The organism is Staphylococcus pettenkoferi, assembly GCF_002902685.1.
GTDB classification, from domain to species: Bacteria; Bacillota; Bacilli; order Staphylococcales; family Staphylococcaceae; genus Staphylococcus; species Staphylococcus pettenkoferi.
This window is the reverse complement of sequence record NZ_PPRN01000024.1, coordinates 39521-60585: the sequence shown is the minus strand read 5'-3', so window position 1 is coordinate 60585 and position 21065 is coordinate 39521. Positions and strand designations below refer to the sequence as shown.

17 protein-coding genes and 2 pseudogenes are annotated in these 21065 nt (G+C 40.1%); 15 read left to right on the top strand and 4 right to left on the bottom strand.

Going from position 1 to position 21065, the window contains the following annotated elements; genetic code table 11:
- Window positions 1–135 precede the first annotated feature (135 nt).
- Together CD126_RS05515 and CD126_RS05510 are read left to right on the top strand one after the other, a co-directional pair.
- Complete coding sequence (locus CD126_RS05515) at window positions 136–930, top strand: hypothetical protein (RefSeq protein ID WP_103370155.1); 795 nt, start codon at window positions 136–138, stop codon at window positions 928–930.
- A gap of 234 nt (window positions 931–1164) precedes the next feature.
- Window positions 1165–2142 carry a hypothetical protein gene (locus CD126_RS05510; RefSeq protein WP_103370154.1) on the top strand — a complete coding sequence of 326 codons (978 nt, stop codon included), beginning with the start codon at window positions 1165–1167 and terminating at the stop codon, window positions 2140–2142.
- 211 nt (window positions 2143–2353) lie between these two features.
- On the opposite strand, the gene CD126_RS05505 is transcribed toward CD126_RS05510, so the two are convergent.
- Window positions 2354–3046, bottom strand: a complete 693-nt coding sequence (locus tag CD126_RS05505; protein ID WP_103370153.1) for an alpha/beta hydrolase — start codon at window positions 3044–3046, stop codon at window positions 2354–2356.
- A gap of 109 nt (window positions 3047–3155) precedes the next feature.
- On the opposite strand from CD126_RS05505, the gene CD126_RS05500 reads away from it, so the two are divergent.
- The 10 genes from CD126_RS05500 to CD126_RS05455 all read left to right on the top strand — a co-directional run bounded on the left by CD126_RS05500 (window position 3156) and on the right by CD126_RS05455 (window position 15159).
- A complete protein-coding gene (locus CD126_RS05500; protein WP_103370152.1) occupies window positions 3156–3992 on the top strand; it encodes a class I SAM-dependent methyltransferase in 837 nt (278 codons plus the stop codon).
- A complete protein-coding gene (locus CD126_RS05495) occupies window positions 3989–4918 on the top strand; it encodes an ABC transporter substrate-binding protein (RefSeq protein ID WP_049407997.1) in 930 nt (309 codons plus the stop codon). Before CD126_RS05500 ends, CD126_RS05495 begins: the two co-directional genes overlap by 4 nt.
- Window positions 4919–5140: 222 nt before the next feature.
- On the top strand, window positions 5141–6715 hold the full coding sequence (locus CD126_RS05490; protein WP_049407995.1) for an IucA/IucC family protein: 1575 nt from the start codon (window positions 5141–5143) through the stop codon (window positions 6713–6715).
- On the top strand, window positions 6703–8388 hold the full coding sequence (locus CD126_RS05485) for an IucA/IucC family protein (protein WP_103370151.1): 1686 nt from the start codon (window positions 6703–6705) through the stop codon (window positions 8386–8388). The genes CD126_RS05490 and CD126_RS05485 overlap by 13 nt, the downstream gene beginning before the upstream one ends.
- On the top strand, window positions 8375–9538 hold the full coding sequence (locus tag CD126_RS05480) for an MFS transporter (RefSeq protein WP_103370150.1): 1164 nt from the start codon (window positions 8375–8377) through the stop codon (window positions 9536–9538). Before CD126_RS05485 ends, CD126_RS05480 begins: the two co-directional genes overlap by 14 nt.
- Complete coding sequence (locus CD126_RS05475; RefSeq protein ID WP_049407989.1) at window positions 9525–10649, top strand: alanine racemase; 1125 nt, start codon at window positions 9525–9527, stop codon at window positions 10647–10649. The genes CD126_RS05480 and CD126_RS05475 overlap by 14 nt, the downstream gene beginning before the upstream one ends.
- A gap of 96 nt (window positions 10650–10745) precedes the next feature.
- Window positions 10746–11687, top strand: a complete 942-nt coding sequence (locus CD126_RS05470; protein ID WP_103370149.1) for an ABC transporter substrate-binding protein — start codon at window positions 10746–10748, stop codon at window positions 11685–11687.
- Window positions 11677–12675, top strand: coding sequence for a FecCD family ABC transporter permease (locus CD126_RS05465; RefSeq protein ID WP_049407985.1), 999 nt, complete (start codon window positions 11677–11679; stop codon window positions 12673–12675). The genes CD126_RS05470 and CD126_RS05465 overlap by 11 nt, the downstream gene beginning before the upstream one ends.
- Entirely contained in the window at window positions 12672–13655 is a 984-nt protein-coding gene (locus tag CD126_RS05460) for a FecCD family ABC transporter permease (RefSeq protein ID WP_049407983.1), read from the top strand. Before CD126_RS05465 ends, CD126_RS05460 begins: the two co-directional genes overlap by 4 nt.
- Window positions 13656–14799: 1144 nt before the next feature.
- Complete coding sequence (locus CD126_RS05455) at window positions 14800–15159, top strand: type II TA system antitoxin MqsA family protein (RefSeq protein ID WP_049407982.1); 360 nt, start codon at window positions 14800–14802, stop codon at window positions 15157–15159.
- A 232-nt stretch (window positions 15160–15391) separates the two neighbouring features.
- On the opposite strand, the gene CD126_RS05450 is transcribed toward CD126_RS05455, so the two are convergent.
- From CD126_RS05450 to CD126_RS05440, 3 genes are all read right to left on the bottom strand, one after another.
- Complete coding sequence (locus CD126_RS05450) at window positions 15392–15640, bottom strand: AbrB/MazE/SpoVT family DNA-binding domain-containing protein (RefSeq protein WP_049407980.1); 249 nt, start codon at window positions 15638–15640, stop codon at window positions 15392–15394.
- A 205-nt stretch (window positions 15641–15845) separates the two neighbouring features.
- Window positions 15846–16325 carry a glutathione peroxidase gene (locus tag CD126_RS05445; protein WP_049407979.1) on the bottom strand — a complete coding sequence of 160 codons (480 nt, stop codon included), beginning with the start codon at window positions 16323–16325 and terminating at the stop codon, window positions 15846–15848.
- Between the two features lie 16 nt (window positions 16326–16341).
- On the bottom strand, window positions 16342–16788 hold the full coding sequence (locus CD126_RS05440) for a MarR family winged helix-turn-helix transcriptional regulator (RefSeq protein ID WP_049407977.1): 447 nt from the start codon (window positions 16786–16788) through the stop codon (window positions 16342–16344).
- A 358-nt stretch (window positions 16789–17146) separates the two neighbouring features.
- Between CD126_RS05440 and CD126_RS12465 the strand changes: the two are divergent.
- The 3 genes and pseudogenes from CD126_RS12465 to CD126_RS05430 form a co-directional block, all read left to right on the top strand.
- Window positions 17147–18158: pseudogene (locus CD126_RS12465) on the top strand (MMPL family transporter); the annotation flags it as partial.
- Window positions 18159–18280: 122 nt separating this feature from the next.
- A pseudogene (locus CD126_RS12460) lies at window positions 18281–19873 on the top strand (MMPL family transporter); the annotation flags it as partial.
- Window positions 19874–19894: 21 nt separating this feature from the next.
- On the top strand, window positions 19895–20824 hold the full coding sequence (locus CD126_RS05430) for a glycine betaine ABC transporter substrate-binding protein (RefSeq protein ID WP_002471952.1): 930 nt from the start codon (window positions 19895–19897) through the stop codon (window positions 20822–20824).
- Window positions 20825–21065 lie beyond the last annotated feature (241 nt).

The window sequence follows — 21065 nt, the reverse complement described above, 5'->3', positions numbered from 1 at the left end:
GTGTATAATAAATATGAAAGGGCTTACATAAAAATATTATTTCTTTTACGACTATAAATAATACATAAAATCATAGTAGCTCAATTAAAAATGTAGGTCATCATGATTGGGTTGAAGTTTATGGAGGTTATAGGGATGAAAAAGTTGTTTGTAGCAAGTGGAGCGGCTTTATTATTGCTTACAGGATGCGGACAAGGTCAGGGTGAAGATGGGAACAAGGCGCATTCTCAACAGGAGAAAGTCTCTCAATTATCAGAGAATCAACGCCTTGCGCTCGCATTTTATGATAATAATAGTAAAGATTATATGTTGTCTAAAAATGATATATTGACTGGTTTTTATACGTATAAAGGTCAAAATGGGGATGAAAAACGACAAATTAATCATCTCGTTTTACAAAAAGTGGGGGATGTGGATAATGCGCCGAAAGGTATGAAGTTCTATACTGTTCATCCTCAAACTAGAGAAGCAGAATCTGTGATTGGCGTAAGTAAGTCGAAGTTGTTTATAGGAAGCACACAAGCTCAACTTCAAGACTATTCACAGATGTTGAATAATGGTATAGAGATTAAAGTAAAAGATTTATACAAGAAACACAAGAATCACCGAGCTTGGCCTGAATTAACTGATAAAGTGAAAAAAGCGAAGAAAGAATCAAATGTCGAGGATGCTGATACAGGTACTACAACGATGGCACATATGCGTTCACAAATGTATCATCAGATATCAGAATTTGAAGGAAAAGAGCTAAGTGATAAATATTTATGGGATAATGTCAGCTTTGATGATTCTGACCATTGGACAGTGAGCTACCGTAATAAAGACGGTGAAGTCTTAGGTACTTATACGATTAAAGATAATAAAATTGTGAAGTACGATAAGAATGGTAAAAAAGTGAAGAGTAAGAAGATTAAAAGTGAAGATCGGTAATCAAGTTGGGAGAATTAAGTAACGCATTTCGTGATTTGAAAAAGTAATCACAAGAAAACAATAAATATTCTCCATCGATAGCTTGCTGTATTGGCTCGATAATTTAAAGACACCTCTGTGCTTTGATATTAAATACTCAAATTTAAATAGAGTTGTGTATAATTGACATGAAAGGGCTTACACAAAGAAAATATCTCTTTTTACTATAAATGAAAAAGTATGGAGGTTACAGCGATGAAAAAACTTCTATTAACGAGTGGTACAGCTTTACTATTACTTGCGGCATGTGGCCAAAGTCATGAACATGACGGGCAACACACAAAGAAAGAGAGTCACGAGCACAAAGAAACTCAAGCACATAAAGAAACACACAAACATCATGAAGATAAAAAGCACCACGAAGAGAAAGCGCATCAAAAATTTAAAAAGAAAGATAATCAACAGGCAGAAAAATCCCAAGGTCATAAAGATAAGCAAGCGCAATCCGAACAAGCAGATGCGCCCTCGCAATTATCAGAAGATCAGCGTCTTGCTTTAGCATTTTATGCAAAAACGAACCAAAAACATATATTGACAAAAAATGAAGTTCTCACAGGTTTCTACACGGCAAATGCACCTGCGGGTAAAATGAATTATATTATTAATCATTTAATATTAAAGCAGGAACTCAATGTGAGTAATGCGCCGGAAGGGATGAAATTCTATTCGCTATATCCAGGTGTTGAGGATGCAGCATCAATCATTGGAGTGAGTGATTCGAAAATATATATCGGTGGGACACAAACGACGGTCGTTGACTACAATGATTTGCTCAAAAATGGTGAAGAAGTGAATATTAAAGATCTATATGATAAATATAAAAATCATCGCGCTTGGCCTGAACTGACGGAAAAAGTGAAACAAGCGAAACAGAAACCTGATACGGACAGTGTGGCTGCTCTACCTACAACGATGGCGCATATGCGTTCTCAAATCCATCAAATAATTCAAGACTTTGAGGGCCATCCTATTGATAACCAGTATTTATGGGACAACGTAAGTTTTGATGATCCAAAGCATCCAGACGTTTGGACTATGAAATATCGTAATCAAGATGGAGAGTTGCTTGGCTCATATTCACCAGCGAAGGATGGTCAGATTGTAAAATATGATCAAAATGGGAATGAAATAGCACGTAAACATGTGAAAGTTAAAGCCGAAATGAATGAGTGATTGTGAGATTTGAATAAGAAGAGTAGCGCATAAAAATAATAATTTAAGACACCGGGTAGTCTTAAAAATGAGTAATTGTGAGATTTCATGAATGAAAATGAAATAACACCGAATTTTCTTATCACTTTCTCAAAAAAGCTTCAATTCGAACGACAAAGACAGGTAAGTCTAAATTATCGTTCGGGTTGAAGCTTTTCTATATTTCCCAAAACTAGAATAATTGGCATACACCACGTTTAAAGTATTTCTTAAAATAGCGCTGTCTATGAATGCCACGTCGTGATGTTTCAAAGTATAACGAGGCATCATGATTTTGTAGGGCTCCTTTTAGCAAACGTTGTCCTTCTAAGCTATTCGGAACCATTTCTTTAAGGCGATGTGTGTGGCGAATACCTTCTTTCAAACCTACGTACCAATAGACATCAACTGCTGTAGAAATAGACACTTCACGTTTCATAAATTCAATAAAGTTAGGGTACCAAAGAGACGGTGAAATAAGCATGAACTTGCCAAAGGTTTCTGGATAACGATACAACGCGTATAACGCAACGAGTGCCCCATACGAAGCGCCGCTGATGCCCAGTTTCTCTCGCTTATCGCAAATGCGAAATTGCGCACGTAAATCAGGAATTAAAGTTTCCACCAACCAACCTAAGTATTGATCCGCTTGTCCCTTAGTTTCTTGGTCATTCACTTGGGCTGCCCAAGGTGTAAAGTCGTGGGCACGCTTAGGTGATTCGATTCCGATAAAAATAATCTCACTTTTTAACTTTTTAAATAAATCGTCGCCATCGTGAACGATTAATGCAGGATAACGACTATCGCATGCTTGATAATAACTGCGTGGTAACTTAACAGCAATGTGATAACCGTCCTTGTCGAAGTGAAATACAAACTGTTTCATTACATAGCCTCCCAAATAAGTACTTGTAGATAGTTACTATTATGCTATAATTGATAATGATTATCAATATCATACACTCATTTTACCTAACTCAAAGGAGAGAACAGCTATGACACAACTGCAAGGTATACCTGAATCGCTGTTGATTCCACTAGTAGCACGAAGTTACGAAACCGAGAGACCACGCGGCATTATCAAAGATCCATTATCTCAGAAAATCATGGCCTCTTTAGATTATAACTTTGATAAGTTTAGTGGCTCATGGATGACGCAAGTCGGTATCAGTGTTCGCACGTGGTTAATCGACCAACTCGTGAGGCGTTTTATTCAACAAGCGAGACGGCCACTCATCATCAATATCGGGTGCGGTTTAGATACGAGAAGGCAACGCTTGAATCTTGAAGACATTCCGTGGATTGATTTAGACGTACCGGAAGTCATCTTGCTCAGGAAACAGTTCTTCACAGAGACGGAACTCAATCGGTTCATAGCGAAATCGATGTTAGATGAAACGTGGATGGATGATGTGATGACGTGGTCCCCCTATTCTGAGAAGAGTGAAATTCTCATCATTGTTGAAGGCGTGCTGATGTACTTTGAGCGTAGTGAAGTGCAGCAGTTTTTCAATTTCGTCAGTCAGAAGTTCAATCAGCATCAACTACAGATGATTGTGGAATGTTGTTCACAGCTCATGGCCGACCATACGCATTACCATCCCACTGTTTCTCGATTGGATTCAAAGCCAAGTTTCAAATTTGGCTATAATCGTTTGCCGGATTTCGTAAAAATACTTCCACAAACGTTGCGTGTCACTTCAGAACATAGCCTGTTTGACTATTATTCACATCGGTGGAAAGGGTTAGGCGTATTGAGATGGATGCCTTATTTGAAATATCGTTTAAATAATAAAATTGTCGTTATTGGACAAAGGGAGAGAGAAATATGAAAAAATTAATTATTCTAGTGCTATGTCTGATGTTATTTGTAGGGGCGTGTGGCACAAACAGCAAACAAAGTCACTCATCATCAAAAGGAGATAAAGGCGCATCACATCAAACTTATACTTCTGATAATGGCGATAAAGTCAAAGTGCCTACTGATCCGCAACGTATCGTCGTTTTACACCCAACCTATGTAGGTGCTTTAGTGAAATTCGGTCATAAACCTGTGGCAGTTCCGAAGTTTGTGGAACAGAACAAGGTCTTGAACGAAGCAACTAAAGGGATTAAGCGAATAGATAATACCAATGTTGAAGCGGTCGTAAAAGAGAAGCCAGACTTAATTATTACAACTGTTGAAGATAAAAATTTAAAGAAACTCAAGAAAGTGGCGCCGACTGTGGCATTTGATGCACAGAAATCGACATATAAAGACAATACGAAGAATTTGGCGAAACTTGTTGGTGAAGAGCAGAAAGCAGACCAGTGGTTGAAAGATTGGGACGCGAAATTAGCGAAAGATAAGAAAGAGTTAGAGCCGTTTATTAAAGGTAAGACAGCGTCTGTAGTTCAAGAGACGCCGAAAGGGATCATGGCATTTAGCACCCATCTCGGCCGTGGCACAGAAATTATTTATGAAGGCTATGGTTTGAAACAGCCAGATAAGCTTGCTGAAGCGACTAAAAGTAAGTTTGCGACACCTTTGAAACCGGAATTATTCAACGATTATATTGGCGACATTGCTGTTATAGCACAGCAAGGTGACCATCAACCTTCATTTGAGAACACAAATTATTGGCAGAATTTAGATGCCGTTAAAAACCATCGTGTCATTGAATTTGATGTTTCAGAAACACAATATAACGACCCTATTTCACTTGAAAAACAACGCGAGATTTTCTTTAAAACTTTGAAAGAAATGGCAGAAAAATAGAATGTTATAGGTTAATACGCAGGAGTGAGACTACGAAATCAAGTCGATTTCGGTCTCACTCCATTTTTTAATTCTTGAAAATTCAAAACAAATTCCACTTAATTTCTAAATTTATAAAAGTTCATTGACAAATAGCATAAGTTCTATATAATTGATAACGATTCTCATTATCATAAATAGACAAAGGATAGTGATTTTTTGAAATTAACAAGGAACGCTCAATTGAGCGATATACATAAACATTTTCCAAAAGTGACTGAAAAACAGTTGCACCAAGCTGAAACGGAAGCACAACAAGAAGTTCAACAACGTGTCCGTCAGCTTGCAGATTTTGAACAACTCGATCTCACACAGTTAGAATCAGATGGTCGCATCCAAGCTGAACTTGCCAACTCAGAACAGAACCTCACGCTCAGCTATCTTCAATATCAACAAGACCGTGAGCGCTACAGTCCGCACTATAAAGACATCTTTGATTTCGTGCACGGGGAAGGTTTAGACGATACTTTCTTTGAGCAGAGCGTTACGGAAGGGCATCCTTTCCATCCGATGACGAAGACGAAGTTAGGATTTAATTCCGAACAGGTCATCACATTCTCTCCAGAATTTAGACAGCAAGCGCGGATTATTCCAGTACTCTGTGCATCAGAACTCGTGACACAAATTCATCCTACTCACTCAACGCTCAGCCCGGAATATACGCAGTGGTTTGAACAACTTCAGAATGAGTTATCAACACAGAATATCGATATTTCACGTTATGAAATACTCTTTCTTCATGAATGGCAACTGGAACATTTCGTTCGACAACAATACCCGGAATTACTACAGCAGGAACAGCTCATCCCACTCTATCAACATGCTATTTCAGCACGACCATTATTGTCGTTTAGAACGCTAGACGTGCCACAGTTTAACGCCATTGTGAAAACGGCGGTGAATGTCCAAGCGACCAGCGCTGTACGCAATGTTTCGCCACCTTCTATTCGCAACGGTATTGCATTGAGTGAAGCGGTAGCGCAAATCTATGCTGGAGGCGACTATCATCATAGCGCGATTCAGAGGGACCTAGCAGGTGCGTTTTTAAATATCGATGAAGCACACGCGAATAAAGTGAGTTATTTACTACGTGAACGGCTCCCTGAAACGACTCAAGCGCACCAAACGCATCACCTCGTTTGTGCGAGTTTGATTACGAAAAGTTTTATTACTGATCAACATATCTTGATTGAATGTATTGAACGCTTAATGGAACGCCAAAATCTCTCCTTTGAAACAGCGACAACACAATTTCTTGAACAATACACTGCCATCCTACTCGAAGCGACGTATCGTCTGCTTTTAGAAGAGGGGATTAGTCTCGAAGCGCACATGCAGAATAGTACGATTGAAATTCAAGAGGGCTTACCGACGAAGATTTACGTTCGCGATTTCGGAGGCGTGCGACTCTTCGATAGAGATGTCGATATCGATGGTTCGACTGGTCTTATCACAGATGACTTTGATGAACTACTTGCAGTATTCTCACATTCTGTGCTTTACAATCACTTGTTCCAACTTATCCGTGTACTAGAACAGTATGGTTACGAACCATCTATCGGCTACTACATCATTCGTGAACAACTTCGTAAATATAATGACCGTTATCAGCCACAAATTGATTTATTGCAGCAACCTACTTTTCGTATTAAATCACTATTGAAGATGCGTATTTATGAAGATGGCTATGATTACCAACATACGTACGTTAATAATCCGCTTTACGAGAAAGGAGCGACAACGACATGCAATGGATAGATGAAGTATTTGCGCATACGTACCGGTACGAATGCAGTTACGTAGAAAGTTGTATTCAAGAGAGTATTGATATTACGTTTACTAAGTTAGTGAAGTGTCTATTTGATGAGTTAACGCCGCCAATTCATCGAGTAGAACAGCATCCACAAATGAAACGGCTCTACATTTCCCAGGAAATATTTTTAGAGTTTGAGGAAGATACGAAGAAACTCACACTCTATCACAACGATGACGAGCAAATCTTGCAAGATCCGTTAGAACTTATCCATTGGTTAAGTCAACTCAGCAAAGGCAACTATGATTATGACCAACTCAAAGTCGAAATCGAGAATCACCTTATTAATCAAGCGATGAGTATCACATGTTGCCAGAATATGCCGAAGAGTGATCATCCGTTACTACAAGGCGAACAATACGTCATTCAAGGACACAACATTCATCCGTGTGCGAAGACGAAACTTGGGCTGTCGTTCCAAGAAGTGATGCAATATTCGCCAGAGTATAACCAAGCCTTTAAATTGAACTGGATTCTCGTAAAACGAGGGCTTCTGTTTAACAATTTATCAGAAACAGAAATGCAAACACTCGTCGATTTCAGTGGTTATTTAGCAGAAATTCCACACAACTATGATTTAATTCCAGTGCACCCTTATCAATTTGAACACGTACTCGAACACGTCTATGCCGAGGAAATCGCTAATCAAGACATCATTTTACTCAAACATCGTGGCGGTCTTGTCAAGAGTACGTCGTCTTTCCGCACGGTCTGCCCGATTGATGGTGTTACACCGATTCTGAAATTGCCGGTCAATTCACAAATGACTTCGACAATTCGTTCGATTAGTAATAACAGTATTATCAATTCACGAAATATCGGTGAGTATTTTAACTATATCTACAACAATGACGCACGTTTAGCAGCTATTAGCTTTCCTGTTCAAGAATACGGGGGCATGACGTATCGCCACTCACAAGAAGATAAGCAGCGTAACCTGTCCTTTATCTTGCGTGAGAATAACGCGCAATATATTCCGGTCAATGCGTCGCTCTATACGGCTACGTGTCTGTTTGAGCGTAATGAAGCGGGTGAGAAAGTGTATACGACGCTCGTGGATATGGCGCAATCGCTCCATCAACCATTAGCGTGGTTTAAACAGTATACGCGCTTGCTCGTAGAAACGGCGGTAACTTTAATGACGAAATATGGGGTTGGCTTAGAAGCCCATCTTCAGAATATGTCGTTTGAGTTTCAGCATGGGATGCCGACGCGTCTCCACGTCCGTGACTTCGGAGGTTTGCGTATTGATAGCTCGCGCATTCCTGAATGGGTGGAACTCACTCAAGCCTTAACGAATGCGACGACAGAGGGGATGTACGAGAAAGTGCAGAACACGTTGATTAGCAACCATCTCCAAACGTTGGTCACGCACTTTAGCCAAGATTACGGTTATGATGAAGCCGCACTATGGCAACATATCAACGCTATTTTCCAAACGACCTTCGATAATCTTGAAGCGCAAGGATTAACACATGCGGAAGCAGACCGCTCTGCCTTTTACACTGAGACGATTAACGAGAAAGCACTGCTCACGATGCGTATTGCGGAAGAGAGTCAGGATATTTATGTGAAGCGGGCGAATCCGTTGTTGGTGGCGCGTAATGTTCAAGTTTAATCCGTATATCCGTTTCATCAGTGCTCAGTGTCTCGCGCGGACGATCGACTGGGTAGACATCATTGCATTGAACTGGATCACGCTGCAGCTCACAGGAAGTGCGATTTATATCGCGTACATCAACTTTGCTCGTTTGATTCCGCAGCTCGTCTTTGCGTTTGTGATAGGTAAAATGATTGATCGCATCAGTTCGACGAAACTCATGTATTTGATTCATCTGGCGAATATCGTCCTAACTGTCGGTGTCGTTGGTGCGTTATGGCAACAGTGGAATATTTATCTTATCTTAGTCATCATCATGGCTCGGTCATTCTTCCAAGCGATCGATACGATTCAACGCAATGCGTTAATCCCGAGCTTTGTTACTGAGGAAAAGCTACACAAAGCAATTAGTCTCAATGCCTTGATTCTTAACGTTTCACGTTTAATCGGTCCGTTTATCGGTGGGCTATTACTCGGTGCTATCAGCTCATACATCGTCCTAGCGTTACCGATTCTAGGCAGTATCTGTGTGATTTTACTGAATCGCGTATTACCGGAAGTTCACCGTAAGAAGAAAGAGCGACACAAGATTGGCGCTTACTTGAAGTCTCAACCGGTCATCGTACTGTTGATGGTTTCAAGCGTGTTTGCGATGCTGTTCGGCTTCTCTTATACCATCGTATTACCAAGTATTGTCGATGCACAATTCGGTCGTCACACGATGATTTATTCACTCTTTACAGCGATGATTGCGGCAGGTTCTATTCTGATTCTGCTCATCTTTATGCGTTCTGAACGCCAAGGGAGTCTCAGAAGTCTACGCTTATGGTCGATACTGTTTATCGTCTTAATTGTGCCATTGATGTTTATTCACCAAGCTTGGCTTTATGCCATCGTGTTAGTCTTAATGGGCTTTGCATCTCAAGCATTCCGAACGACGAATCGCATTCTTGTACAGAAATGGGTTGAGCCGAAATATCGCGGTTCTGTACTATCCATTTCGATGATGGACAAAGGTTTCATCCCACTCGGAGGTATCTTACTCAGCTTTATCTTCGAACACCTCGGTCTGCACGTAGTATACGTGACGATGATTGTTGGGTTAATACTGACACTTTTATGTGTCTTACTGATGTTTACAAAGGAGCATGACTATGGAACGCATTAAACATTTACTTACTGATCCAGAACAAGATTATTACATTTATGATTTAACGACGTTAGAACAACGGATTCACTGGCTCACTTCGACGACGAAACATGCCATTTATTATGCGGTGAAAGCCAATTCTCATCCTCGTATCCTTGAAACCCTCGTACCCTATGTGGCGGGTTTCGAGGTTGCTTCACCGGGTGAGATTGAGAAAGTACGCGCAGTTTCAGCGACGGCGCCTATGATTTACGGCGGGCCAGTTAAGACGAGAGGCAATCTTGCTTATGCCTTAGCGCATCAAGTGAAATCCATTCAAGTGGAAAGTCTGTACGAACTCGATGCACTTCAATCTTTATTAGCGGAGTCTGAACGCTCAGTTGAAGTGATGTTACGCATTAATTTAAGCAATATCGAGTCGTCAGCCAAGCTCAAGATGGCGGGTGTACCTACACAGTTTGGTCTTCCTTACGACGACTTAGAAGAGGCCTTTGAAATATGCGAGGCTACGCCGGAACTTCAACTTACAGGCTTTCACTTCCATTCCATGAGTAATAATTTAGACGAGCAAGCCCATGTTGATTTTATTAAAAATGCCATCGCATTCGCTCAAAAATACAGTTTAAGACTGCCGGCAGACTACGCGATCAATGTTGGCGGAGGGATTGGCGTCAATTACGAAGGCGAGACGCAATTCGATTTTGAAACCTTTGCATCCCAAATCGAGACCTTCCCACAGCTTACTTTTGAGCTGGGTCGCTTTATCACAGCACCAATCGGCTATTACGCGGCGAATGTTTATGATATTAAAACAATGCATGGCAAAACGTTCGTCTTACTCAACGGAGGTACGAATCACTTCCGTTTTCCGAAGGTGTGGTATCACAATCACCCATTAGACATTCTGCATGTTGAAACAACATCTTCGCGTGTGAAATCGATCGAGAATCAACAAGTCACATTGGCAGGTAAGTTATGTACGCCTAATGATGTCTTCGGACCGCCGTATTCAATCAAGTCGCTCAAGACAGGGGATTGGGTCATTTTTAAAAAGGCTGGAAGTTATGCTTACGACATTAGTCACTTACAATTCTTATCCCACAATCTCCCTAAAATAAAATTTATTTAATTTCCAGTTGACAAGAGTTCTCACTTAGCTATAATTGAGAATGAATATCATCTGTTTTTTTATTTAAATAACTATACATAGAAAGAGGGAGTTATAATGAAAAGGTTAATACCTGTACTATTGATACTCGTATTAATGCTTGCTGCATGTGGCGGCGGTAATGATAGTAAATCTTCAAGCAAGGATAAGGATACGCGTGAAATCAAACATGCGATGGGGACAACTAAAGTACCTAAGCATCCGAAACGCGTAGTCATGTTGACGAACGAAGGGACAGAAGCAGCAGTAGCGATGGACGTGAAACCTGTAGGCGCAGCGAACTCATACGCAGGTGACCCTTGGTACCCACACTTGAAAGACAAATACAAAGGCATTAAACCTGTGGGCGGCGAAAGTGACTTAGATTTAGAGAAGATTGCGAAGTTGAAACCAGACTTAATCATCGGTAATAAATTCAGACAAGAAGCACAATATAAAAAACTTTCTAAGATTGCGCCAACTGTATTCTCTAAAGAACTCCGCGGTGACTGGAAAGAGAACTTCAACCTTTACGCGAAAGCTTTAGGTAAAGAGAAGAAAGGTAAAGAAGTACTCAAAGATTACGACGACCACGTGAATAAAGTGAAGAAAGAACTTGGCGACAAGAAGAATGAATCTGTTTCAATCGTTCGTTTCATGCCTGGTGATGTACGTATCTATCATCAACGTACATTCACTGGTATCGTACTTAAAGAATTAGGTATTAAACGTCCGAAAGGCCAAGACAAAGATGACTTTGTTGAAAAAGGCGTATCAAAAGAACGTATTAAAGCGATGGATGGAGATTACCTCTTCTACTTCACCTTCCAAGATGGAGATAAGAAAGTATCACAACTAGAGAAAGATTGGGTTAATGATCCAGAATTCAAGAAACTGAAAGCTTCTAAGAAAGATCATGTATATAAAGTAGATGACGGAGTTTGGAACACTTCCGGTGGTGTGTTATCTGCAAATCAAATGATCGATGAAGTGAAGGACAAAATGTTAAATGAAAAATAGATACATTTGGTGGCTTCTCGCGTTTACTGGATTATTTATCGTACTCTTTGTCTTGAGTATGATGTTGGGGTATAAACACTTCTCATTCGTAAACGTGTGGAAACATCTGATCTTAGGTCAAGAGATCAAAGATCAACGTATCTTAACACAATTACGACTACCTCGCGCAGTATTGGGCGGGGTTGTCGGCGTTTTAATGGGAATTAGTGGTGTGATGATCCAAACCATTACACGTAACCCATTCGCAAGTCCGGGAATCATGGGCGTAAACAGTGGTGCGAGTTTAATGGTCGTGATCATGTTGATTGGTTTCGGCGTCAACGGTTCATTCCAGCTTGCATTTATGGCTTTCCTCGGTACGATTATTGTTGCGACGATGATTATCTTAGCGACAAGCTTGCCGTTACGCCCTTTTACCGCAATGGAATTAACCCTCTTTGGCGCGAGTATCAGCGCATTCTGTATGGCGGTTACGCAAGGTTTGCTCGTCTACAACGAGTCAGCGATTGAGGAAATTATCAGTTGGCTCAACGGCTCTGTCGCGAACAAGCATCTCAACGTCTTGATGTATATTTGGCCGTTTATCGTCGTAGGTCTCATCATTTCTATGTATATGGCACGTCAACTGAACTTATATATTTTGAGTGAGGATGCTTTAAAAGGTTTAGGTGCTAAGATTCTATCGATTAAAGTCATCACAATGATTGCGGTCGTCTTATTGAGTGGTTCTGCTGTAGCGCTCGCAGGTCCAATTGCCTTTGTCGGCCTGATTACACCGCACGTAGCGAAACTACTCTGTCGAACGCACAATCATTTTATCATCATACCGATGTCGGGCTTGCTTGGCGGCTGTCTATTGATGCTCAGTGACATCTTGAGTCGTTATCTATTGATGCCACGTGAGATTCCAGTAGGGATTACGACAGCACTGCTCGGTACGCCGGTATTTATCTATCTGATCTTAAAACGTAAGGAGTTAACAGAATGAAGCGTTTAATTATCTTAACCGTATTATTGTTGTTGACGACCTTACTCACATTGATGCTTGGTGACCATTTGCTCATGCCACAAGATGTTATCGGTGGACTCTTTAACGGTGCCGATGCTTACACGAACTTGGTAGTGACAGATTTAAGACTGCCGAGGGTCTTCTTAGCGATCGTGACTGGAGCAGCGCTCGGTGTAGCAGGGTGTGTGCTGCAGTTCATCACGAAGAACCCACTCGCTTCACCAGACGTTATCGGTATTTCACAAGGAGCGAACGTGGGCTCTCTCGTCTTTCTCATCGTATTGACGACGAGTACTGAAGCCTTATTGATGCCGATTCAATACCAACCGATCTTCTCCATGCTCGGTGCGATTGTGATTACGGCATTACTGTATCTCTTAGCTTTACGTAAGAACTATAAACGCAATCGTCTGATCTTGATTGGGGTCAGCTTTAATATTCTCTGTCAGGCGATTATTATGTTCTTGATTCTGACGTCGAATAAGCGTAGTGGTCAGGCTCAGATTTGGATTACGGGCTCTGTTCATCAAGCTGAGTATTATCAGGCGATCTTGATTACGATTGTGCTTGCGATCGTGATGTTTGCGTTGACATATTTCTCTCGTTCGATGGATATTCATTATTTAGGTAAAAATATTTCTGATGCGCTGGGTGTGCGTTATCAATTTATTTCGGTGTTTGCGTTGATTTCGATGAGTATCTTGATTGGTATTTCGATGAGTTATGTTGGTGGTATTCAGTTTGTGGGCTTGATTGCGCCGCATATTGCGATGCGTATGGGTGCGCATCAGTTTAGGTCGCGTATGTGGAGTAGTGCGTTGATTGGTGCGATGATTTTGTTGGTTAGTGATTTGATTGGTAGGACGTTGTTCTTGCCGAAAGAGGTGCCGGCGGGTATCTTTACGGCGTTGATTGGTTCTCCTTTCTTTATGTATTTGTTGGTTAAAAGTAGAAAGTAGATGGATTTGGTGCCCGCAGATGGATGGTGTCTGCGGGTTTTTTGATGTGTTGGTTCGTAGGAATTTAGTGCGTTGTACTAATTTGTGTTCGAGAGAATGTAATGTCATGTGACTAATTTGTATTCGAAAGAATGTTGTATCATGTGACTAATTTGCAATACTGCGTATTGGGCTCGGCGATGCTTTCTTAAGGGGTCTTGCTCAACTAAGTAATAATGCTTATTGCGCATTATTACTGGATTTTCGCTTCGACCTTGTTCCTTCAAGAGTCACGCCGGCCCTTTAACTTGTATTGCAATAATACCAGCTGAAGATAAATTTCTTTCTAATCATTTCTACAATCAAACACCACACCCTCTCTCTTTTGTTTGTGTTTGGTTTAATAAGGTGTTTCTAGGAATAGGGTGTGTTGATATAAGGATAGAGTTTCTAAATTTTCGTTCTAACAAATAATACTACGTATTGGGTGGGAGAAACGGCTCGCGTCCTTAGGGTGAGAAGCACAGAAATCTGTGATTTCGTAGTGCTTCCCCCGCGAGGATGACTAGAGTTCGAGAAAGTAAAATACCTTCTCGAACTCAGTCAGCTACCGCGAACCCTCAACTAAGTAATGACACGCTTTGCGTATCATTACTGGATTTTCGCTGTGCCCTTAATCCCTCAAGAGTCTCACCTACTCCCACCTTTTACTTGTGTTGCAATTGTATCTAGAGATTTTAATACTTTCCTATAACACCAAATATTACATTAACCCCAATCAACACAACACACTCTCTATTTGTTTATTGTTTTAATATTATTGTTTCGAGGGATTAGAGTGTTTCTTTTTAATTTGTAGAACTAAGTATTTAGGAGAGACAATAAATTACCAACAGCACCTAAAAATGTATTTTCATCTGATAAAAATAATGATCTACCAAAGGGATATATAGATAGGACTCTTAAAACTAAGAATTATGTCTCAAATTCATATAAAGGGAGTAAATGAGTCTATATTAGAAATAGATTAGTGGTAAAATGTTTTTAAATAATGCCAGTTGAAGGATGTAATGTTAACTAAAGATAAACAATGTAGAATTTTATCTTCCAAATCGTCTTCTGATCTATCTACTAGACCGTATGTTTAACCCTAGGAGGAGCTAATATGAGAACTTATATTAAAAAAGGAACTGAGGTATTTAAAGTTAGAGGGCAAGAGATCGAAGTAGAATCAGAATTTTGTTTTGATATAGAAACAAATGAAAAAGTTTTTAACGAAGAACTAGATGCTATAGCTATAAATAAAGCTTTCGATATGTATAGAGAGCAAAATAACATATTAAGTAAAGAAAAGATAAAAGAAATTAGAGATAAATATGGATTGTCACTAAGCGAATTTGCCGAATTAACTGGGATTAGTAAAGCAAGTATAACTAGATATGAAAAGGGAGCAATACCCACTAAAGTAAATAATAATTTATACATTGACTTAGATAAAAATGCTGGCGAGATAGTACAACGATAAATCTCTTTTCCAATCATTTATACCATCCTATGTTGAATAAGATGTGTTCCTTTACGTGATTTCGTGTTACAACGAGTCTGCGTCATGTGAATTCGTTACTTTATTGTTAGTGTCGTGACTTCAACAATAACATGAAATTCACTTGGCGTTTTTGTATGTTTTTTAAGTGGCTAATTTAATATTAAAATCTACCCATTTCTTTTGCTGTAAGATATTTCATGATTTTTAAACTTTATATATCTACTAATTTTTTAAATGTTTCACCGTATCTTTCTGTCATCTTTTCGGCAATATTCAATATATCTTTATTGTCATAAGAATCTTCATTAGGTGCTTTTTCGATAGGTATTTTTTCGTCTTCAACGTTAAATCTTAGTTGCTTTCTTTCACAAATATTTAATCTTTGTAGTACTTCATTAGGCAACGTTACAATTTGAGTTGCTTCCAAAGGTCTTACTGTTCTCGCATTTTTAAAAGTCATGATTTCCACTTCTTGTATAGTTATCTTTAATGTAGTTATCTCTCTCATTTATTTCAATACTTTAAGTTATCGAATGAATCACTACAAAATTTTCTATACTAAGAATAAGAAAAAACGCAGTGACTCTCGTGGAATGAGGGAAACTGCGCCTTTTAAGTACTTTATAATTTTATACAACGCGGAAATGCAAATTCTGCCTACTTTATTAAATCAATTTCTCGATATCTTCTATCATGTTTTGTGGCTTGTCTTTGGGTGCGAAGCGTTTTACGACGTTGCCTTCACGGTCGATAAGGAATTTGGTGAAGTTCCATTTAATCTTACTATTGAATAGTCCGTTTTGTTGTTCTTTTAAGTACGTAAAGAGTGGGTGTTCGTTTTTACCGTTCACGTCAATCTTTGCGTGGAGTGGGAAGGTTACGCCAAAGTTGATTTTACAAGTTTGTGCAACGGTATCGTCGGTCTCAGGTTCTTGGTTCGCGAATTGGTTACAAGGAAAGCCAAGTACTACTAAACCTTGATCTTTGTATTGTTGATAGATCTCTTCTAAATCTTCAAACTGACCTTTCAATCCACATTTCGTCGCCGTGTTAACGATGACCATGACTTGGCCTTTATACTCATCCAACTTGTATGTTTCACCTGTATTCTTCTTCACTTCAATATCATAAATAGATTGTGTCATTGTACCTCATCCTTTCCTATTCTTTATCTTGTAAGAGCTGTTTCAAGTGTACTTCCAACTGTTCCAATGTCTGTTTCGCTTGTTGATAGCTTTCGAGATCTAGTTCTGAGGAGACGCATTCTGAGATGGCTTTGAAGACGGCAGCTTGTTCGCGTGTGCCTTTTTCGGTGAGGGATACGACGAGTTGTCGTTTGTCTTGGTCTGATTTGTGCCGTGTGACCCAGCCGGCTTGTTCTAGCCTTTTTAAAAGGGGAGTGAGCGTGTTGCTGGATAAATCGAGTTGTTGACCGATTGCATTCAATGTTTGAGGACTCTGCTCCCACAGCGTCAATAGCACTAAATATTGTGAGAATGTCAGTCCAAATTGTTTGAGTTGTTGTTCGTAAAATTGACCGAATAAGCGATTCACATTGTAGGCGGAAAAACAGAGTTGATTCGTAAGTTTCATATCTGATAGGTCCATGTATCCACTCCTTTCAATCGTGTACGATTAATTCAACTATAACCAATCTCGCGCGATTAATCAACAATTATGTTCTCCTCATTATAAAAGGGTAGGGGAGAATTAGAGCGCTTTGTCGCATTTTAAAAGTAAGAGAGAAAGTGATAACTACGCGAGTTAAACGAGAAAATAACAACAATTTTGCGTATCTGTTGCATTTTTAAACACAATAAACAAACTAATGGTGTTCAATGAAAAATGAGGCGAGTACACTGTAAAATGTGTTCCAAAATAGGGCGTAATATTACTTTTAAAATTACGTGAAAAGGGAAAAGTTGGAGTAATTCCAAATTTAGAATAAGTTATAGGAGGTAGTGTCTTGGCAAAGTTACTGTATAGAATGGGCTCGTTCATCGCGAAGCACAAGTGGTCAGCGCTCTTTGCATGGATCATTGTGTTAGCCATTATCATCGGCACGCTCGTCGTTAACGCGCCGAAGTTTGACGATGACATCACGATGAATGGTCTGAAATCCATCGATACAAATGACAAGATCAGTAAAGAATTCCATCAGGATAGTCAGAAAGCGAAGATGCGGATTGTCTTCCACTCGGATAAAGACAATGGCATTACAGATAAAGATACGAAGAAAGATATTCAGAAAGCACTAGACAACATTAAACAAGATGATGACTATGTGCAAAATATTTCTGATCCATATGATAGTGGACAGGTAAATAAAGAGAAAGATACTGCGATTGCAGATATCAACTACGTCGTTTCTCAAACGAATATGCAAGATCAATCTAAGAAGATCATCAATAAAGAGCTTGATGATGTGAAAGATGATCATAACCTTAAGATTGAACAGACAAATCAAATGTCTATGAAGACTGAAGTCGGCGGTACTTCTGAAATTGTAGGTATCATTGCTGCCTTCATTATCTTACTCATCACATTTGGTTCTATCATCGCAGCAGGTATGCCGATTGTCAGCGCATTAATCGGTCTTGGTACAAGTGTTGGTATCATTGGACTCTTAACGTATGCGTTCGACATTCCAAACTTTACATTAACGCTTGCCGTCATGATCGGTCTCGCGGTCGGCATCGACTACTCCTTATTCATTCTATTTAGATATAAGGAAATTGCGAAGAAAGGTAAAGATCCAATCGAAGCCATTGGTCTTGCGGTAGGTACTGCAGGTAGTGCGGTCATCTTCGCAGGTATTACAGTAATGGTTGCCGTTTGTGGTCTATCACTCGTCGGCATCGACTTCTTAGCCGTGATGGGCTTTGCTTCAGCAATTAGTGTGCTCTTTGCGGTACTTGCAGCGCTCACTCTTTTACCAGCGCTCATCAGCATTTTCCGCAAACATATCAAGTTGAGAAGCAAGAAAGAGAAACAACAATCTCAAGCTACTGCTTCTACGACAGAAGATGCACAAGGTGTACAACACCAAGCAGTGCAACAATCACAAGATGAAGAAGCGAAGAAAGCACAAGGCAATGGTTGGGGCAGATTTATCACTGGTAAACCGCTCATTGCAGCGCTCATCGGTTTAGTCATCTTAATCATTGCACTCATTCCGGTAACGCATATGCGTTTAGGTATGCCAGACGACAGCTTGAAACCGCAGAATTCACCAGAGCATAAAGCTTACAACATGATCTCTGATAACTTTGGTGAAGGTTACAATGGTCAAATCGTTATGCTCGTAAATACGAAAGATGGCGGTAGTAAGAAAGATATTGAGAATGACTTAGACAATATTCGTGATGATATTAAAGATTTAGATCACGTGGATAAGGTTGAAAAGGCACATCTCAATGAAAATAATCACTACGCATTAATTTCTATCGTTCCAGACGAAGGACCTAATGCGAAATCAACACAAGATCTAACTTACGAATTACGTGACTATCATAGTCAAGCGAAAGAAAAATATGACTTCAACACAGAAATTTCAGGACAAAGTGTCATTAACATTGATATGTCAGAAAAACTCAATAATGCAATTCCTGTATTCGCAGGTGTTATCGTAGCGATTGCATTCGTTCTCTTACTCTTTGTCTTCCGTTCAATCGTCGTACCGTTGAAAGCCGTGCTTGGTTTCGTACTCTCTCTCGCAGCGACACTCGGCTTTACAACACTCGTTATGCAAGACGGATTCTTAGGCGGACTCTTTGGTGTAGATGCGACAGGACCGATACTGGCATTCTTACCAGTTATCGTCATCGGTATCCTCTTTGGTCTCGCCATCGACTACGAACTGTTCTTGATGACACGTGTACACGAGGAATACAGTAAGACAGGTGACAACGACCGTGCGATTCTCGTAGGTATCAAGCAAAGTGGTCCAGTCATCGTAGCAGCTGCACTCATCATGTTCAGTGTGTTTATCTCATTCGTCTTCCAAGATGACACAGCAATCAAATCTGTAGGTCTCGCACTCGCATTCGGTGTACTCTTTGATGCCTTTATCGTTCGTATGATGATTATTCCAGCATTGACGAAACTCTTCGGCAAAGCATCATGGTACTTACCGAAATGGTTAGATGCGATCTTGCCTAAGATTGACGTGGAAGGTAAGGCGTTAGAAGAAGATGATTCAGAAGCAGCAAACAAAGATGCACAACAAAGCATGGCACCAGCAGCAACACATGATCGTTCTGAAGCGGTTGGCTCTGATTTACCTTCAGATCACGTAGATCCAGACCGTCAACATGCAGATAGTCACAAACCTGCTTACACAACTTATGAATCAGGTCGTCCAGAAGGTGCAGGCTATTCTGGTGGTAGTCATTTCTACAATGCGTACAACAGTTACTTCACAGGTGCCCATGCGAGCGAAGATATCGACTATGAACGTGCTTACACTGAAGACAGCCGTTACAGTCAGTATAACGATCAACAAGCGCCATCAGACGAAGAACAGAAACGTAAGATTGAGAAGACAACTGAACTTTACGAAGCACTTGCACAAGAGTCTTCAGACCAAGACATTGTCTTCAACGCATTGATGCTCTACGCACGTGTGAACCATAAAGATATTTATGATAAGTATAAAAATGATCGTACGAATGGATACGGAGACTTAGATTAATTGCATAAGGAGGAACGAATGATGATCAAGCGACGTTTATTTAAGACGTTCGGCCTCATCGCCACACTCGCCTTAGCCCTCGTGCTAAGTGCGTGTGGTAATGGCGGTGCTTCAGATGACAAAGCGACGTCATTAGGGGACAAAGATGTTGAAATCCCTTATATCGCGTCTGACAATTCTTCACCACGCTCACTTGTCATTGCTGAAGTGTTGAAGAAAGCAGGCTATAACGTGAAGACGACACCAATGCCAGCGAGCGGTCCAATGTACGCGTCCGTTTCGCAGGATAAAGACCAATTCCATGCATCAGGCATTTTCCCATCTACAGACAAACGTTATTACAACAAGTTTAAAGATAACTTAACTGTTTATGATAAAAAGCACTTAAACGATGACGTGAAAGTCGGTCTTGCAGTGCCTAAGTACATGAAAGACGTGGACTCTACGCGTGACTTAAAAGCGAAAAGCTTTGGTGACAAAGTAGACTGGACTATCCAAGGTACAGACAAACGTAACGGTGTTATGAAACAAACGAAAGATGAGATTGGTGACAATGACTTAAGTAAATACAAATTACACAAGTCATCAGACCAAGAACAATTCAAGAAGATTCAAGAAGCATACAAGAAACAACAACCCCTCGTCTTTACAGCGATGGATCCTAGTTGGATTAACAAAGAGCTCGACTTCAAGATGTTGAAAGATCCAGAGAAAATTTATGGTTCTAACGATCAACACATTGACTTAGTCTTCAATAAAGACTTCAAACAGAATCATCCAGGTGCGTACACGATTGCGACACGCATTGCTGATGACTGGAGTCAGAAAGATGAAGAAGACTTAGCGAAGAAAATCTTTAAAGAGAACAAGAATCCACAACAAGTTGCTAAGGACTATGTAGACGATCACGACAATAAAGTCGATGATTGGAAGAAAGATATCGGTGATTAATTCACCGGTGTAAACCTCTGGGACAAAATAAAGGGAGTTCTGAGCAATCATAAGGCGCTCTCTTTTATCGTCCCAAATTCATAAAGATTAGCATAAGGTAACGAATTCAGATGTAATTCAAATTCTCCCAATATACAATAAGTAACTATAAAAAATATGTAACTCCTTATATCGTCCCTATTTGAATGGTTTGTGTAGCGATTGACCATTTAGATAGGGGCGATTTTTAGTGTTGGAAGAG

Coding starts and splice junctions, on each gene's coding strand:
- CD126_RS05510 (WP_103370154.1), top strand. CDS start 1,165: ATGAAAAAACTTCTATTAACGAGTGGTACAGCTTTACTATTACTTGCG.
- CD126_RS05455 (WP_049407982.1), top strand. CDS start 14,800: ATGAGAACTTATATTAAAAAAGGAACTGAGGTATTTAAAGTTAGAGGG.
- CD126_RS05495 (WP_049407997.1), top strand. CDS start 3,989: ATGAAAAAATTAATTATTCTAGTGCTATGTCTGATGTTATTTGTAGGG.
- CD126_RS05440 (WP_049407977.1), bottom strand. CDS start 16,788: ATGGACCTATCAGATATGAAACTTACGAATCAACTCTGTTTTTCCGCC.
- CD126_RS05460 (WP_049407983.1), top strand. CDS start 12,672: ATGAAGCGTTTAATTATCTTAACCGTATTATTGTTGTTGACGACCTTA.
- CD126_RS05465 (WP_049407985.1), top strand. CDS start 11,677: ATGAAAAATAGATACATTTGGTGGCTTCTCGCGTTTACTGGATTATTT.
- CD126_RS05500 (WP_103370152.1), top strand. CDS start 3,156: ATGACACAACTGCAAGGTATACCTGAATCGCTGTTGATTCCACTAGTA.
- CD126_RS05485 (WP_103370151.1), top strand. CDS start 6,703: ATGCAATGGATAGATGAAGTATTTGCGCATACGTACCGGTACGAATGC.
- CD126_RS05505 (WP_103370153.1), bottom strand. CDS start 3,046: ATGAAACAGTTTGTATTTCACTTCGACAAGGACGGTTATCACATTGCT.
- CD126_RS05470 (WP_103370149.1), top strand. CDS start 10,746: ATGAAAAGGTTAATACCTGTACTATTGATACTCGTATTAATGCTTGCT.
- CD126_RS05445 (WP_049407979.1), bottom strand. CDS start 16,325: ATGACACAATCTATTTATGATATTGAAGTGAAGAAGAATACAGGTGAA.
- CD126_RS05480 (WP_103370150.1), top strand. CDS start 8,375: ATGTTCAAGTTTAATCCGTATATCCGTTTCATCAGTGCTCAGTGTCTC.
- CD126_RS05475 (WP_049407989.1), top strand. CDS start 9,525: ATGGAACGCATTAAACATTTACTTACTGATCCAGAACAAGATTATTAC.
- CD126_RS05450 (WP_049407980.1), bottom strand. CDS start 15,640: ATGACTTTTAAAAATGCGAGAACAGTAAGACCTTTGGAAGCAACTCAA.
- CD126_RS05430 (WP_002471952.1), top strand. CDS start 19,895: ATGATCAAGCGACGTTTATTTAAGACGTTCGGCCTCATCGCCACACTC.
- CD126_RS05515 (WP_103370155.1), top strand. CDS start 136: ATGAAAAAGTTGTTTGTAGCAAGTGGAGCGGCTTTATTATTGCTTACA.